The sequence below is a fragment of the Roseomonas sp. OT10 genome (assembly GCF_020991085.1).
GTDB lineage: Bacteria > Pseudomonadota > Alphaproteobacteria > Acetobacterales > Acetobacteraceae > Roseomonas > Roseomonas cutis.
Window position 1 is genome coordinate 184,886 of the sequence record NZ_CP087719.1, and the last position, 13,909, is coordinate 198,794.

14 protein-coding genes and 1 other annotated feature are annotated in these 13,909 nt (G+C 72.3%); of the genes, 1 reads left to right on the forward strand and 13 read right to left on the reverse strand.

Annotated elements, in window-relative coordinates:
* Positions 1-35: 35 nt before the first annotated feature.
* The 12 genes from LPC08_RS01010 to LPC08_RS01065 form a co-directional block, all read right to left on the reverse strand.
* Complete coding sequence (locus LPC08_RS01010) at positions 36-1,265, reverse strand: MFS transporter (protein ID WP_230450877.1); 1,230 nt, start codon at positions 1,263-1,265, stop codon at positions 36-38.
* Entirely contained in the window at positions 1,262-2,635 is a 1,374-nt protein-coding gene (gene chrA / locus LPC08_RS01015; RefSeq protein ID WP_230450878.1) for a chromate efflux transporter, read from the reverse strand. Before chrA ends, LPC08_RS01010 begins: the two co-directional genes overlap by 4 nt.
* Positions 2,632-3,450, reverse strand: a complete 819-nt coding sequence (locus LPC08_RS01020) for a chromate resistance protein ChrB domain-containing protein (protein ID WP_230450879.1) — start codon at positions 3,448-3,450, stop codon at positions 2,632-2,634. Before LPC08_RS01020 ends, chrA begins: the two co-directional genes overlap by 4 nt.
* Before the next feature lie 132 nt (positions 3,451-3,582).
* Positions 3,583-4,605: a tyrosine-type recombinase/integrase gene (locus LPC08_RS01025; RefSeq protein ID WP_230450880.1), complete on the reverse strand. Its 1,023-nt coding sequence runs from the start codon at positions 4,603-4,605 to the stop codon at positions 3,583-3,585.
* A 403-nt stretch (positions 4,606-5,008) separates the two neighbouring features.
* Complete coding sequence (locus LPC08_RS01030; protein WP_230450881.1) at positions 5,009-6,190, reverse strand: phage portal protein; 1,182 nt, start codon at positions 6,188-6,190, stop codon at positions 5,009-5,011.
* Positions 6,190-6,732, reverse strand: a complete 543-nt coding sequence (locus LPC08_RS01035; protein WP_230450882.1) for an HK97 family phage prohead protease — start codon at positions 6,730-6,732, stop codon at positions 6,190-6,192. The genes LPC08_RS01030 and LPC08_RS01035 overlap by 1 nt, the downstream gene beginning before the upstream one ends.
* On the reverse strand, positions 6,729-7,316 hold the full coding sequence (locus LPC08_RS01040; protein WP_255702327.1) for a phage major capsid protein: 588 nt from the start codon (positions 7,314-7,316) through the stop codon (positions 6,729-6,731). Before LPC08_RS01040 ends, LPC08_RS01035 begins: the two co-directional genes overlap by 4 nt.
* A 39-nt stretch (positions 7,317-7,355) precedes the next feature.
* Positions 7,356-8,590 (reverse strand): IS3 family transposase gene (locus tag LPC08_RS01045; RefSeq protein ID WP_230450884.1). Its coding sequence is split into 2 segments (ribosomal slippage): positions 7,356-8,296 and positions 8,296-8,590, totalling 1,236 coding nucleotides; the frame shifts between segments, so codons are not numbered across the junction.
* Positions 8,187-8,303 (reverse strand) — a sequence feature (AL1L pseudoknot). (Overlaps the previous gene by 117 nt.)
* Positions 8,591-8,637: 47 nt before the next feature.
* Complete coding sequence (locus LPC08_RS01050; RefSeq protein WP_230450885.1) at positions 8,638-8,799, reverse strand: hypothetical protein; 162 nt, start codon at positions 8,797-8,799, stop codon at positions 8,638-8,640.
* A gap of 28 nt (positions 8,800-8,827) precedes the next feature.
* On the reverse strand, positions 8,828-10,015 hold the full coding sequence (locus LPC08_RS01055) for an MFS transporter (RefSeq protein WP_230450886.1): 1,188 nt from the start codon (positions 10,013-10,015) through the stop codon (positions 8,828-8,830).
* Between the two features lie 124 nt (positions 10,016-10,139).
* On the reverse strand, positions 10,140-10,868 hold the full coding sequence (locus LPC08_RS01060; RefSeq protein WP_230450887.1) for a dienelactone hydrolase family protein: 729 nt from the start codon (positions 10,866-10,868) through the stop codon (positions 10,140-10,142).
* A 4-nt stretch (positions 10,869-10,872) separates the two neighbouring features.
* Positions 10,873-11,832, reverse strand: coding sequence for a Bug family tripartite tricarboxylate transporter substrate binding protein (locus LPC08_RS01065; protein ID WP_230450888.1), 960 nt, complete (start codon positions 11,830-11,832; stop codon positions 10,873-10,875).
* Positions 11,833-11,934: 102 nt separating this feature from the next.
* Between LPC08_RS01065 and LPC08_RS01070 the strand changes: the two genes are divergently transcribed.
* Positions 11,935-12,858, forward strand: coding sequence for a LysR family transcriptional regulator (locus tag LPC08_RS01070; protein ID WP_230450889.1), 924 nt, complete (start codon positions 11,935-11,937; stop codon positions 12,856-12,858).
* On the opposite strand, the gene LPC08_RS01075 is transcribed toward LPC08_RS01070, so the two are convergent.
* Positions 12,842-13,813, reverse strand: a complete 972-nt coding sequence (locus LPC08_RS01075) for a Bug family tripartite tricarboxylate transporter substrate binding protein (RefSeq protein WP_230450890.1) — start codon at positions 13,811-13,813, stop codon at positions 12,842-12,844. The genes LPC08_RS01070 and LPC08_RS01075 overlap by 17 nt on opposite strands.
* Between the last annotated feature and the right edge of the window lie 96 nt (positions 13,814-13,909).

The window sequence follows — 13,909 nt, forward strand, 5'->3', positions numbered from 1 at the left end:
ATATTCAAATTCATACCACGCCCGGCACAAATCACTTATTGGCAGCCCACCCTTGGGGCGTCGCCGGTCTGGCGCTCCTCCGGTGGCTTGATGTGCCGGAAAGCCCAGAGCAAGACCAGGTCGTAGGCGATCTTGAGCACGCCGCAGAGGATGAAGGGCGCGGTCGGGTAGCCTGCCACGATGATGGCGCCTGCAATCGCAGGCCCGGCCGCCGCTGCGAGGCTGCGCGGCACCGCGGTGAAGCTCGCCGCCGCCGTCCGCTCGGCCGGTGTAACGACGGCCATGACGTAGGAGGTGCGTGTCGGCACGTCCATCTGCGACAACGCCGCTCGCGCCAACAGCAGGCCGAGCGCCCACTCCACCGTCGGCACGAGGACCGCCGCGATCAGGCACAAGCTCGACGGGATATGCGTGTAGACCATGGTGTTGATCAACCCGATCCGTCCCGCGAGCCAGGCGGCGACCGGGAAGGAGAAGGCCGACAGCACCCCTGACCAGAAGAAGAACAGCCCGGCCTGCGCCAGCGAAAGATCGAAGCGCTCGAACAGCCAAAGCGCCAGCAGCGCCTGCACCGCAAGCCCACCCGCGAAGCTGTCCACGCAGAACAGGGCGGCGAGCTTCACCACGATGCCGCGCGAGGGGCCCAGCGGCGCATGGCGTTCCCGGCGGTCCGCCTTCGGCAGCGCCAGGATTCCTCGGTAGGTCAGGAAGCAAGCGGCACCGAGGAGAGCATAGAGCAGGAAGGCCGAGCGCAGCGCCGCCATCTCCGTGACGCCGGTGCGGGCCAGAAGCTCCGGCGCGCCCGCCGTGAGGGCGCCGAAGGCGGCGGCCAGCGCGCCGACCAGGCTGTAGCGCGCGAAGACCGCCGTCCGCCGCGCATCGGGAGACGCGGCGGTGAGCATCGCCTGCTCCAGCGGCGCGAAGATGCTGACACTGCCGGCAGAGGGATTGATGGTCCCCACCAGCGCGATGAGTGCGATGGCCGCGAAGCCCGACGCCAGGGCAAACCCCAGCCCGCTGGCCGTCATCAACCCCGCCGCCAGAATCAGCAGCAGGCGCGGGTCCAGCCGCGCGCCCGCGACCCCCACGCCGAGCGTCATCAGCGCCGAGCCGAGCAGGGCCAGCGTCGCCACCGCCCCCACCTCGGCCGCGCCGAAGCCGAGCGCCAGAAGGTAGGCCGGCAGCAGCACCGCCACCAGGCCATCGCCGAAGTCCCGCAGGCCCCGCGCGACCAGGATCCGCCGGACGGGGCTGCCCCCCGTCACCCGAGGACGAGCTTTGCGGCAAGCCCCACCGCCGCCGTCACGCCCAGGGTGCGGATGAGGCCGAGCTTCAGCCGGAACACGCACAGCGCGGCCAGGGCGGCGAGGGCCAGCGCCAGCACGTCCAGGCTGCCGGGCATGGGGACGTCCAGCGAGAGAGGGCCGAACCGCACCTCGCGCAGCTCGGCAAAGAGCACCCGCAGCGCGAACCACATTGCCAGGTTCAGGATGACGCCCACGACGGCGGCGGTCACCGCGGCGAGCGCGCCCGTCAGCTTGCGGTTGCCGTGCAGCCGCTCGACGAAGGGCGCGCCCAGGAAGATCCAGGCGAAGCAGGGCGTGAAGGTCACCCACAGCACCAGCACCGAGGCGAGCACGCCGTGGAGGATGCCCGCCGCGCCATGCCCCGCCAGGAAGCCCACGAACTGAAGCACCAGGATCAGCGGCCCCGGCGTGGTCTCCGCCAAGCCGAGGCCGACCAGCATCTGGTCGGCGGTCAGCCAGCCATAGCCCTGCACCGCCTCCTGCGCGACATAGGCCAGCACGGCGTAGGCGCCCCCCACCGTCACCACCGCCATCACCGAGAAGAACCAGGCGATGTCGGCGAAGACGCCCCCCACGGCCACCATGAGCAGCGCCGTGGGCAGCAGCCAGAGCGTCACCGCCACCCAGCCCGCACGCCAGGCCTGTGCGGCCATCCGCGCGGGGCGGCCGGGGTCGGCGGCCAGCACGGCGTCCAGCAGGGCGGGCGGGCCGTCCTTGGCCTTGCCGTGGTCGCTGGCGCGGAAGGCGCCGGGCGCCAAGTAGCCGACCAGCGCCGCGCCCAGCACCACGAAGGGGAAGGGCACGTCGAAGGCGAACAGCGCCAGGAAGGCGGCGCCCGCCATGACCCAGGCCGCCCTGGTCTTGAGCGCGCGGCGCGCCACGCGCAGCAACGCCTCCACCACCAGCACGAGCACGGCTGCCTTCAGGCCGAAGAACAGCGCGGCCACGACCGGCACCTGGCCGAATGTGACGTAGATCACCGACAGCCCGAGCATGACCACGGCGCCGGGCAAGATGAACAGCGTGCCGGCCGCCAGCCCGCCGCGCACCCCATGCAGCAGCCAGCCGAGATAGGTGGCGAGCTGCTGCGCCTCGGGGCCGGGCAGCAGGTTGCAGAAGCTCAGCGCGTGGAGGAAGCGCGCATCGGAGACCCAGCGCCGCTGGTCCACCACCTCGCGATGCAGCAGCGCGATTTGCCCAGCCGGGCCGCCGAAGGACAGCAGGCCGATGCGCCACCAGACGCGCAATGCCTCCGCGAAGGACGGCAGTTGCGCCTCCGCCAGCGTGCGGGGCGTCGCCTCGTCCTTGTTGGTGGTGTCGGGGGTCATGTCTTGCTCCCTGGTGCGGGCCAGTTGTGGGTCTCGGTCGCGGCATCGCGCGCCCAGCGGTAGAAGGCGTCGTAGAGGCCCATCGCGGCGTTGAGCTGCGCCAGATCCTCCCGATACATGCGCGAGAGGCCGAGCGAGGCGGCAAGCAGCCCCGCCGCCTCCGGCGCCAGGTCGTGCCGTGCGGTGTCGGCGCCGCGCACGATGGTGGCCAGCCGCAGCAGCGGGTCGGAGGCCAGGGCGAACTCCTCGATCATGACGTCGAAGGTGCAGAGCGCGCCGCGGTGGCTCCAGAACACGCCGTCGATGTCGAAGGGCGTGGCGCCGAAGCGCTCGGCTACAGCAGGCACCTCGGACGGCGCGACGAAGAGGAACACCGCGGCCGGATCAATGAAGCGGCGGATCAGCCAGGGGCAGGCGATGCGGTCGATTTTGGGGCGGGCGCGCGTGACCCAGACGGTGCGGCCCTGGGGGTCGCGCGGCGGAACGTGGTCTGGCCGAACGAGCAGACCGCCGCCGGCCGCCCAGGCCTCGAAGCCGCCCTCCAGCGCCTCGGCGGTGCTGCCCGCGTGGCGAAGCCAGGCGGCCACGCCCTGGCTCAGCTTGAGGCCGCGCTGGCAGATGATGGCCAGGGGGCGCCCAGCGAAATCGCCCGCCCAGGAGGCAACGGAGCGGAAGTCGCGGCGAAGCGCCCCCGGCAGGGTGCGGGGGTCTCGGGCGAAATCCTCGTCGGTGCGGACGTCCAGGATGATCGGCGCGTCTGGCGTTCCCAGAAGCCGGGCAAGCTGGCTCGGCGTGATGATGTCAGGGCTCGGCACGTGCGTCCTCCTTCGGCGCGGGGCGCCGGAGCATGGACGCGATGCTTGGGCCGAAGCCTCACGGGGCGATCGCGGAAGGCCCCTTCCACAAATGATGCGCAGCACAAAAGCCGGGGTCAAGGTCTGGTGCAGTCACCTTAGGCGAACACTCTCGGCTGGCGAGACACGTCTCACGAACACCAGAGCAGGTTGGATTCCGGTTGCCACTGCTGCTCCAGTCTGCAAAGGCTTAGCGGTTGGATTGCAGTCCGTCCGCTGAGGCACTGGTACGCAACTAGCACGCAAATTGTTGAGTACCATCGGCCGGGTCCCAGCCCGGTCGATGTCGTTTGCGATCTCCTCCACCGCCCGGCGGGCGTGGGCGAGGTGGTCCGGCGCTACATGGGTGTACCTCCCGGTCGTTCGGATGTTGGGCATCAGGTGCCCCAGGAACCCCGCCAGCTCCATCTCGGGCACGCCGCGGGCGCGCATCTCCGTCGCGATGGTGTGGCGGATGGCATAGGGCACCACCTCGGCGTCCAGCCCGGCCAGGTCCCGGGCCGCCTGGAAGGCGCCGTTGATCTTCTTCACCGCCTGCCCCCGGTAGGCCACCAGCGGCCCTGCCGGTACCGCCTCGATCCAGGGGCGCAGAAAGCCGGCCATGGGCAGGATCGGCCGGCGCTTCTTCGTCTGCACTCGGCCCGGCGGGTTGAGGTTGATCGTCCTCCGGTCGAGGTCGCACTGGAACCGTGTCAGCTCCAGGACCGCCTTCGGGCGGCCGGCGGTACCGATCAGCAGCAGCAGGAACATGCGGACGTGGTCGGGCATCTCGGCCGACCAGAGGGCCGCCAGCTCGGCGATCGAAAGGACGCGGTCCCTCCCCTCCCCCTCCGGTAGGCTGAGGAAGGGCATCTGCCGGTCCAGCTCGCCGTTCTTCCACGCCCAGGTCACGGCGGCCTTGGTCGCGCCCAGCATCCGCTTGACCGTGCCCGGGGCGTACCGCTTGCGCAGGGCCGCCACGGCGGTCTGCTGCGCCTCCAGATTCAGCTCGGCCACCGTGATGCCCATAGGCAGCGTCTCCAGCATCACCCGCAGGTTCCCCCGCTGGTTGCCGGCGCCGACGATGTGCTGGGCGTGCTTCTCGTAGTAGCGGGCGAAGACGGTGGCGAGGGGCACGTCGCGGGGCTGCTGCTGCCGGAGGGCGACATTGGCCGTGACCCATTGCGCGAGGGCAAGCTGGGCCTGCTCAAAATCGTCAGTGCCGAGAGATGCGCGGCGCGTCTGTCGCGCGTCAGCGTCGAACCAGGTCCGGCACCATTGGGTGCTGTTGGGGCGGAGGCTGAGCCAGTATTCCCCGATTCGCCCCGGCTGGTCCGTCCGCCTGCTGCGCAAGCTGCTACCTCATTGGCTGCGATGTAGTCAGAAAGATGGCGGTCGGTGTACCGCGGCCGGCCACCGATCATGGTGTACCCGATGCGCTGACGGCGCCGCTCACGTCGCAGGGTGTCGATCGAGATTCCCAGGGCCTCCGCGGCCAGGGCCTCGGTCAGCAGCCGCGGCAGGAGCGGAATCTGCGCCATCAGCCCTGCGCCCCCTCCCCTGCCGCCGACTGCTGCGCCGTCGCCGGCCGCGGGTTCCAGCCTTCCACCTCGCGCACCTCGTTGGGGTCGAGGATCTGGTTGCGCACGGCGATCTCGTGCGCCTTCCACCGCGCCTCGTAGTCGCCGCGCATGAGGCCGGAGAGGTCCACCTCCAGCGTCAGGTCGGAGCCGGTGCCGAAGATGGAGCGGGAGAACTCCGCCTCGATCTTGCGCGCCCAGGGCGTGAGGCTGAACTGCGCGAACCAGAGCGCCGCCTGCTGCGAGTTGGTGAAGGTGTTGTGCGTGTAGTCCTGCACGATGGGCGGCGGCACCTGGAACAGCCGGCACAGCTCCTCCACCGTGAAGCGCCGCGACGCCAGCACCTCGGCGTCCTCCGGGCTGACGGAAAGGGCCTTCCATTCCATGCCCTCCTCCAGCACCAGCACCCGGCGGGCGTTGCGCGTGCCGGTGATGCTGTCTGTGATCTGCGCCCGCAGACGTCGCACTGCATCGTCGCTCAGGGTCTTGGGATGCGTGACCGAGCCGGAGGGCGTCGCCTGGTTTTGCCACAGGCTGCCGGTCCACTCCTGGAGCGCGGTGGCGCTGCCCAGCACCTCCGGCGCGCGGCTGATCCGGCTGCGGCCGATCAGCCCGTCGTCGCTGCGGTCGCGCAGGTGGAACACCTCGTCGGCCAGGTAGCGCCGCACGCCGCCGGCATCCTGCACCACGTCGTAGGCCAGCCGTCCGGACGGCAGGGTGTAGAGCTGGAGCTTGCCCCAGGGGATCGGCAGCAGGCCGGTGATGCGCCCGGCGCCGTCATGCTGGATCACCAGCACCGCGTTGCCGTGCAACAGCACCTGCGCCATCAGCCACTCGATCAGGTCGGGCCAGGTCTGGTGCGCGTTCGGCCGGCGGATCAGGCGGGCCACCGGATGCGACGGCACCTCCTCCCGCCCGCCGGGCGTCACCCGGTAGACGTAGGCCGGCAGGCTGCCCATGGTCGAGCTGATCGCGCCGACGCAGGCCGAGACGGTGGACAGGTTCTCCGCCAGCCGGGCGTTCACATAGACGCCGCTCGCGGTGGGGCGGATGCCGAAGGCCGCGGCATAGCCGGAGGGGTCGGAGAAGGGCACGGCGCGCTTCTCCGCGCGGCCCAGCAGGCGGGACAGCAGGCCGGCCATCACAGCGTCTCCAGGAAGCGGGCGCGGGCGGCGGCGGCGCTGCCCTGGGCGGCCCGGCTGCGGGCCTGGACGGTGGTGGCGGCATAGGCGGGCCAGGCATGGACCACCGACACCTCCAGCAGCTCCACCGCGCGCAGCTCGCGCTTGTCGGCCGCGGGCCATGCCTCGTCCTTCACCCGGAAGGAGAAGGACATGCCGCCCAGGTCGCGCCGCTCGGCCAGGGCGAGGATGTCGCGCCCCAGGCTAGTATCCGGCACGTCCAGGGAGAAGTGCAGCCCGCGGGTGTCCTCCGCGAGCCGCAGCGTGCCCGAGGCGGTGCGCGCCAGCAGCCGGCCGGGGTCGTGGTCCACCAGGGCGAGCACGTCGCCCCCGGCGGCCAGCGACGCCCGGAAGGCGCCGGTGCGGATCGTCTCGGTGAAGCCGCCGATGTGGGCCTCGGCCGCGAACACCGCGGCGTAGCCCTCCAGGCGGCGGCCGGCGGCGCGCAGCTCGGCGGCGGCGCGACGCTCCAGCCCGTCCGGGAAGCGCGCCGCGCCGCTCACGCGATGATATCCTTGATGGCCGCGAAGCTCTCCGGGTGACGCACGGCGACGTCCACCGTCATCATCGCCCTGATCTGCACGTTCCCCTTGGCGTAGGCATCGGCCGCGTAGGGGTTCACCAGGATATCCAGCTCCGACCACACCCCGATGAGGAGGTCCGACCAGTTGCCGTAGATCAGGGCGGAGAGGCCGGTGCCGGTGCCCTTGGTGAGGTTGGACGGCACGTTGTTCGTGACGGTGGGCGTGGCGCCCTGGAACACCATCGGGACGCCCAGCGGGAAGCCCGACACGTCCTTCATCTTGGCCGCGGCGCGCCGGACCCTGGTGTTGGTCAGGAAGCCCATGGAGCCGCCGTCCGCGTTGGCATCCTCCACCTGCCCCTGGAGGTCGGCCACCAGGTCGAAGGTCAGAGCGCCGCCGTTGGTGCCGGCCGACACACCGCCGATACCGGAGGTGTTGAGGATGCCCCGCGGCTCGGCGCCCGCGCCGCTGCCGGCGATGGCCGCGCGGTCCAGCGTCTCAGCCAGCACCAGGGCCATGTCGTTGCGGGCGAGCTGCTCCACGTCCGGGCTCGCCTGCTGGATTGAACCGCGCCGGGTTTGGCGGAGGCTGTTTGGCGTGAGTCAGGCCGCCAGGGCTATGGCCTCCTGGGCGGCATAGTAGTGCGCCTCCGCCTCGGCGGGCGGGATGTTTCCGATCGGCTCGAGGAGGCGGCGGTTGTTGAACCAGTCCACCCATTCGAGGGTGGCGAACTCGACGCCCTCCAGGCTGCGCCACGGGCCGCGGCGCCGAATGACCTCGGTCTTGAACAGGCCGATGACGCTCTCGGCCAGCGCGTTGTCGTAGCTGTCGCCGACGCTGCCGACCGACGGCTCGATGCCCGCTTCCGCCAGGCGCTCGGTGTAGCGGATAGACACGTATTGGACCCCGCGATCGCTGTGATGGATCAGCCCCATGCCCTGGACAGGCCGCCGGTCATGCAGCGCCTGCTCCAGGGCATCCAGGACGAAGCCAGCATGGGAGGTGCGCGACACCCGCCAGCCGACGATCCGCCGCGCGAAGGTGTCGATGACGAAGGCGACGTAGACGAAGCCCTGCCAGGTCGCGACGTAGGTGAAGTCCGACACCCAGAGCAGGTTCGGCCGCGGCGCCAGGAACTGCCGGTTTACCCGGTCGGCCGGGCATGGCGCGCCCTTGTCGGGCACCGTCGTCCTGGTCTCCTTGCCACGCACCACGCCGCGCAGGCCCATCTGGCGCATCAGCCGCGCCACCGTGCAGCGGGCGACCGACGTCCCCTCGCGGCCGAGCTGGCGCCAGACCTTCCGCACGCCGTAGACGCCGAAGTTCTCGGCGTGGACCCGCCGCACCTCCGCCCGCAGCATGCTGTCCCGCTGCGACCTGGCCGAGCCCAGAGTGGGATCGGCGCGGCGCGCGGCATGGGCGTGGTAGGTGGACGGGGCGATCGGCAGAACCCGGCAGATCGACTCGACCCCGTACACGCCCCGATGATCGTCGATGAAGGCGATCATGGCTTCGACCGGCGGTCGAGCTCCGCCAGGGCAAAATACGCTGATGCCTTGCGCAGGATCTCGTTCGCCTGGCGCAGCTCGCGGTTCTCCCGCTCCAGCGCCTTGATGCGATCCCGATCCTCGCTCGTGGGCCCGGCACGCTTGCCGCGGTCACGCTCGGCCTGCCGGACCCAGCGACGCAGCGTCTCCGCCGTGCAGCCGATCTTCGCCGCGATCGAGCCGATCGCCGCCCATTGCGAGCCATGCTCCCCGGCGCCGTCCAGCACCAGCCGCACCGACCGCTCCCGAACCTCAGGCGAGTAGCTCGCCGCCGTCTTCTTCGCCGTCATCGCTCCATCCTCTCAACGGTTGGAGCCTCCGCCAAACCCGGCGCGGTTCAAAAGCGCTGGCCGACAACCGGCCCGAGCTCCGCCTCGACGATCGCATCGAGCTTTCCCCGCCCGGCCCGGTGCGAGGACAGCTCGTAGCCGCCTGGGCCCAGATGGACCGCGGTGCGTTCCTCCCAATTCGCCAGGTTCAGCGCCCGCCAATCCTCCATCGGCCATCTCCGATCATCGCCGCGCGCATCAGGCGATCCGGATGCGGCAGCGCCGCAGCACGCCCATCCCATCCCCGCGTACCGCCAGCACCATCGTGCCCAGCAGGCCAAGCCCGCCAAAGACCAGGACCGGCACCGCGAGCCCGTTCGCGCCGATCGCCGCCATTAGCACCGGCGGCGCCACCAGCAAGGCAATGCCCCGGCTCGTATAGAGCACCCCCATCGCGCTTCCGAGCTCCGCGGTGCCGAAGCGGTCGGCTATGAAGACCGGCAGCAGCGCGACGAAGCCGCCCTGCGCCGCACCGAAGATCAGCGCGAAGCCCCGCAGCGCCCAGAGCCCGTCAGCCGCGACCCACAGTGCCAGGCTCGTCGCCATGCTGGCGCAGCAGGCGACGAAGACGCGGCTGCGGCCGAGCGCATCCGCCACCGCAGCCAGCGCGAAGCGCCCGATGATGGTGCCGATGCCGATCAGCCCCAGCAGCCCCAGCGCCTCCGCGCGCGGCAGCCCGAGATCGCGCGCCGAGCCCACCAGCGCCGCATGCGGTAGCATGGCGGGCAGCGAGACGAGCAACGTGCCGACCCAGGCGAGCACCATCCCGCGCGCGGGCAGCCGTCGCGCGCCGGCGCTCGGCAGAACGCCTCCCCCCGGCAGCAGCATGGCGCCCGCCGCCCCGACGATGGCCACAGCGATGCCCGAAACAAGGAAGGCCAGGCGCCAATCCCCGAAGGCCCCCAGCAGTTCCGCCGCGGGCGGCACCAGCGCCGTGCCGATCCCGATGCCGCTGACCGCGATGCCCGAGGCGAGGCCACGGCGTGCCGCGAACCCCCGCTGCACCGCCGCCATGGCCGGCACATAGGCGAAGCCGGTGCCCACCCCTGTCAGCAGCCCATAGCCCAGGTAAAGGCCGGGCAGCCCGCGCGCCGTCGCCGCGAGCACCAGGCCCATGCTCACCAGCAGCATGCCCATCGCCGCCATCGGCCGCGCGCCGAGGCGATCGCCGAGCGGGCCGCTGACGGCGCTGACCAGGAAGCAACTCCCGCCGCTCAGCGCGAAGACCGCGGCAAGGTGGGGGCGATCGACGCCGAAAGCGCCGGCGATCTCCTCGGCGAAGGCGGCGTAGGAGTAGATCGCGCCGAACCCCGTCATCAGCACCAGGAAAGCGCCGGCGACGACCTGCCACTCGCTCGCCAGGGCGGACGGCGGGCGGGGGATCATGGCGCGGCCCTCGCCCGACGACCCAGAAAACGCTCCACGGCACGCCGCGCTGCCCGCACCAGCCCGCGCCAGGCGGCCCGCCGCCCGGCCCGTTCCATCGCCATCCAATCCGGCGCCGGGTGCATCATGGAGCGCGCAGCCGCAGGGACAGCCAATCGGCGAGCAGCGCCGCCGCCATGCCGGTCGCCTCAGGATCGTGGACGGCAGGGAGGCGTTCGCCCCCCGCCGGATCGGGCAGCAGGGCAGGCGCACCTGGCCGCGACCCGGCCGGCACGTCCCAGCCATGACCGGCATCTGGCAGAAGCCGCAGCGAGATGCCGGGCCGCTCGGCCAGCGCCCCGCAGCCCGCCGCGTCCAGCGCGCCTTGCAGGATCAGTACCAGCCCGGTCGCCGGCCACGGCAGGTCGTGGCAGCGCGGATACAACGCGACGACCGGCCTGCCGGCCGCCTCGGCCAACGCGCGGCGCCCGCCGAGGCCGAAGCCCACCAAGCCGATGGCGGCGCGATCGAAGCCTGCCCGATCTGCCCAGCCCGGCGCCGCGGCCGCCGCCCCCGGCCGCGTGCCCGCATCGAGCCCGGTGCCACTCACCTCGTCACCCTCGCCGAGCCCGAGGGTCAGTGTCGCGATGCCGCGCGCCAGAAGGGCGTCCGCATAGGCTTCGTCGCGCCCGTCGTCGCCGGCGCCTTCCGGCAGCAGGATGACGAGAGGCGGGGGCGTCACGCCGGCCGGGCGCAGCAACCGCGCCAACCCGGCCGGGGCCGGCAGCGCCACGATCTCGACCGCGACCTGCGCTAATGCCGGCGCGGCGGCCGTCATGGCGATCACGGCGGCGGCCAGCAGCGCGACACGCATGGCCTTATCCTCCCGATGGCAGGTGGCGCAGGCCGGCCTCGACCAGAGCGCGCTGGGCGGCGAGGCGCGCGGCCAGATCGTCCGCGCCGCCGGCGAAGGGGAGTTGCCCGGCAGCCCCGACGCGGGCCGCGAAGGCCGCATCGCCGACCACCTCGCGCGCCGCCTGTTCCAGCGCCTGGCGCACCGCTGCGGGCTGGCGGGCATCGGCGAAGACGCCGACGAAGCCCTCGAAGACATAGGCGGGGAAGCCCTGCTCGGCCGCCGTCGCCACCGCCAGCGCGGCCGGGGAGCGCGTCGCATTGGTCACGGCGAGCAGCTTCAGCCGCCCCGCTTGCGCCTGCGGCAAGGCGGTGGCGAGCGGCATCACCGCGAGATGCAGCCGTCCCTCGGAAAGGTCGTTCAGCATCTCCGGCACGGCGCGATACTGCACGCGGGTCAGGGTGAGCCCCTGCGCCGCCGCGAAGCCCGCGAAGGCGATGGCGATGCCGCCCGGCGAGGAGGCCCAGGCGAGCGTATCCCGGCGCGCCAGCGCGACCGCCTGCGTCAGATCGCTGGCCGGCACGGAAGGCGCGGCGGCGATGACGATGTGGTCGATGGCGACGGTGGAGAGCGGGGCGAATTGCTCCGGCCGATAGGGCAGGTTCGGGATGGTGAAGGGATTCACCGTGAAGGGGCCGGCGAAGGAGAAGAAGACCTTGTGGTCGTCGTTGAGGCCGAGGAAGGCCATGGCCGCGACCACGCCGTCGCCGCCGGGCCGGTTCTCTACCGGCACGGGCTGACCCAGGCGCCGGGACAGGTTGTCGGCGAACAGGCGCAACGTCGCCTCGGCGCCGACGCCGGCGGCGAAGGGCGTGACCAGCCGCACCGGCCGCGCGGGAAACGCCTGGGCCCGTGCAATGGCGGGGAGGGCCAGCAGGGTCAGCGCCGGCAGGGCACGGCGGCGGAGCGACGGGGTATCGGGCATGGTGCGGCGGTTCCGGAGCGAGGGCGTCGCCGCCAAGGATAGCCAGCCACCACGCGCCACAGCGTTCTTGATTCTGAACGCATCCTTCGGCCAGATCGAACCATGGCGATCCGTGACACCCTGCTCGGCGACCTCGCACTGCTCGACCGCGTGGTGAGCGCCGGCGGCATCAGCGCCGCCGCCACCGCGCTGGGCGCGGCGAAATCCTCGGTCAGCACGCGCATCAGCGCGCTGGAAGCGGAGCTCGGCGTTCGGCTGCTGGTCCGCTCGCGCAGCGGCGCGCGGCCGACCCCGGCCGGCGAGCGCCTGCTCGATGCCGGCCGCCGGCTGCGCGGCGAGGCCGAGGCCGCCATCGCCGCCGCCCGTGGGGGCGAGGATGCCCTCGCCGGCACGCTGCGCCTGTCCTGCCCGGTGGGCATGGCGGATGCGGTGCTGGTGCCGCTGCTGGCCGGCTTCCTCGCCGCGCATCCCGCGCTGCGGCTGGATGTCGCGGCGACCGACCGCATCGTCGATCCCCGGCAGGAGGGCATCGACGTCGCCTTCCGCTTCGGCTGGCTGCGCGGTGCCGAGCTCGGCCTGGTGGCACGGCGGATCGGCGCCTATGAGGGCGTGCTCTGCGCCGCGCCCTTCTATCTCGATGCGGCGGGCGGCGCGCCGCGCAGCCTGGCCGATCTCGGCCGCCATGCCTGGATCGGCTTTGCCGGCTTCGGCGGCGAGCGGCAAGTGCTGGCGCTGTGGGACGAGGCCGGGCGGCGGCATGAGGTGACGCTGGCCTGCCGCGTGCGGACCTCCTCGGCCTTCCAGGTGCGGGACTGGGCGCTGGCGGGGATCGGCATCACCCGGCTGCCGCTGATGCTGGTGGCCGATGCGCTGGCCGAGGGCAGGCTGATGCGCGTCCTGCCGCGCTGGCGCTTCGAGGGGCCCTCGCTGCACGCCGTCTATCCGCGCGACCGGCTGCGGCCGGCGCGGGTGCGGGCGTTGTTGGCGCATCTCCAGGCGCAGCATGGCGCTACTCCTCGGGCGTGAAGCCGGAGGCGCGCACCGCCGGTCCCCAGGCGGCGAATTCCCGCGCGAGACGCGCCGCCGTCTCGGCGGGGGAGAGCACCTTGGGCGCGATCTGCAACTGCGCCAGCCTGTCCCGCACCGCCGGTTCCGCCACCGCCGCGGCGACGGCCCCGTTCAGCGCCGCGACCACCGGCGGCGGCGCGGCGGCCGGCAGCATCACGACGAAGGCCTCGCTGGCGGTGAGCTGCGCAAAACCCTGTTCGGCGAAGGTCGCCACATCGGGGAAGCCCGGCAGGCGGGGCTCGACGCTGACCGCCAGCAGCCGCGCCTGGCCGCCGCGGATCTGCGGGGCGAGTTCCGCCATGTGACTCATGTAGCAATCCAGCCGGCCGGCGATGAGGTCCGGCATGGCCAGTGTGCTGGCGCGGTAGGTGACCACGGTGACGTCCAGCCCCGCCGCGCGCATCAGCGCCAGCCCCAGCATGTGCTGCGGCGCGCCGGCGACCGGCGGGGCGAAGGTGACCTCGCCCTTGGCCCGCGCCCAGTCGATGAAGCCGCGCAGGTCGGACGCCGGATGGTCGCGCCGCACGACCAGCCCATAGGCCAGCTCACCCACCGTCGCCGCGGCCGTGAAGTCGGTGATCGGGTGGTAGCGCGTGGTGCGCGGCAGCACATGCGGGAACAGCGCCAGCACCGGCATCGGGCAGAGCAGCAGCGCGGTGCCGTCCGGCGCCGCCGCCTTCACCGCCTCAGCGCCGAGGCGGGAACTGGCGCCGGGCCGATTCTCGACCATCACCTGCGGCGCGTAGCGGCCAGTCAGGTGCTCCGCGAGGATGCGCGCGACCAGGTCGGCGCCGCCGCCAGGCGCCGCGCCGACGATGATGCGCGCCGGCCGGTCGAGCGCGGTGCCGGCCAGGGCCGGCCCTGCGAGGAATAGCGCAGGCAAGCAGCGGCGGGACAGTCGGGCATCGCTCATCCGGCGGCCTCCATCGGCAAGAGCTGAAGCCCATGCTTGCCGTGCTCAGAGGCGTAGCGGGGAGTTCTATTTCAGGACGCCCGATTAGCGGCTAGG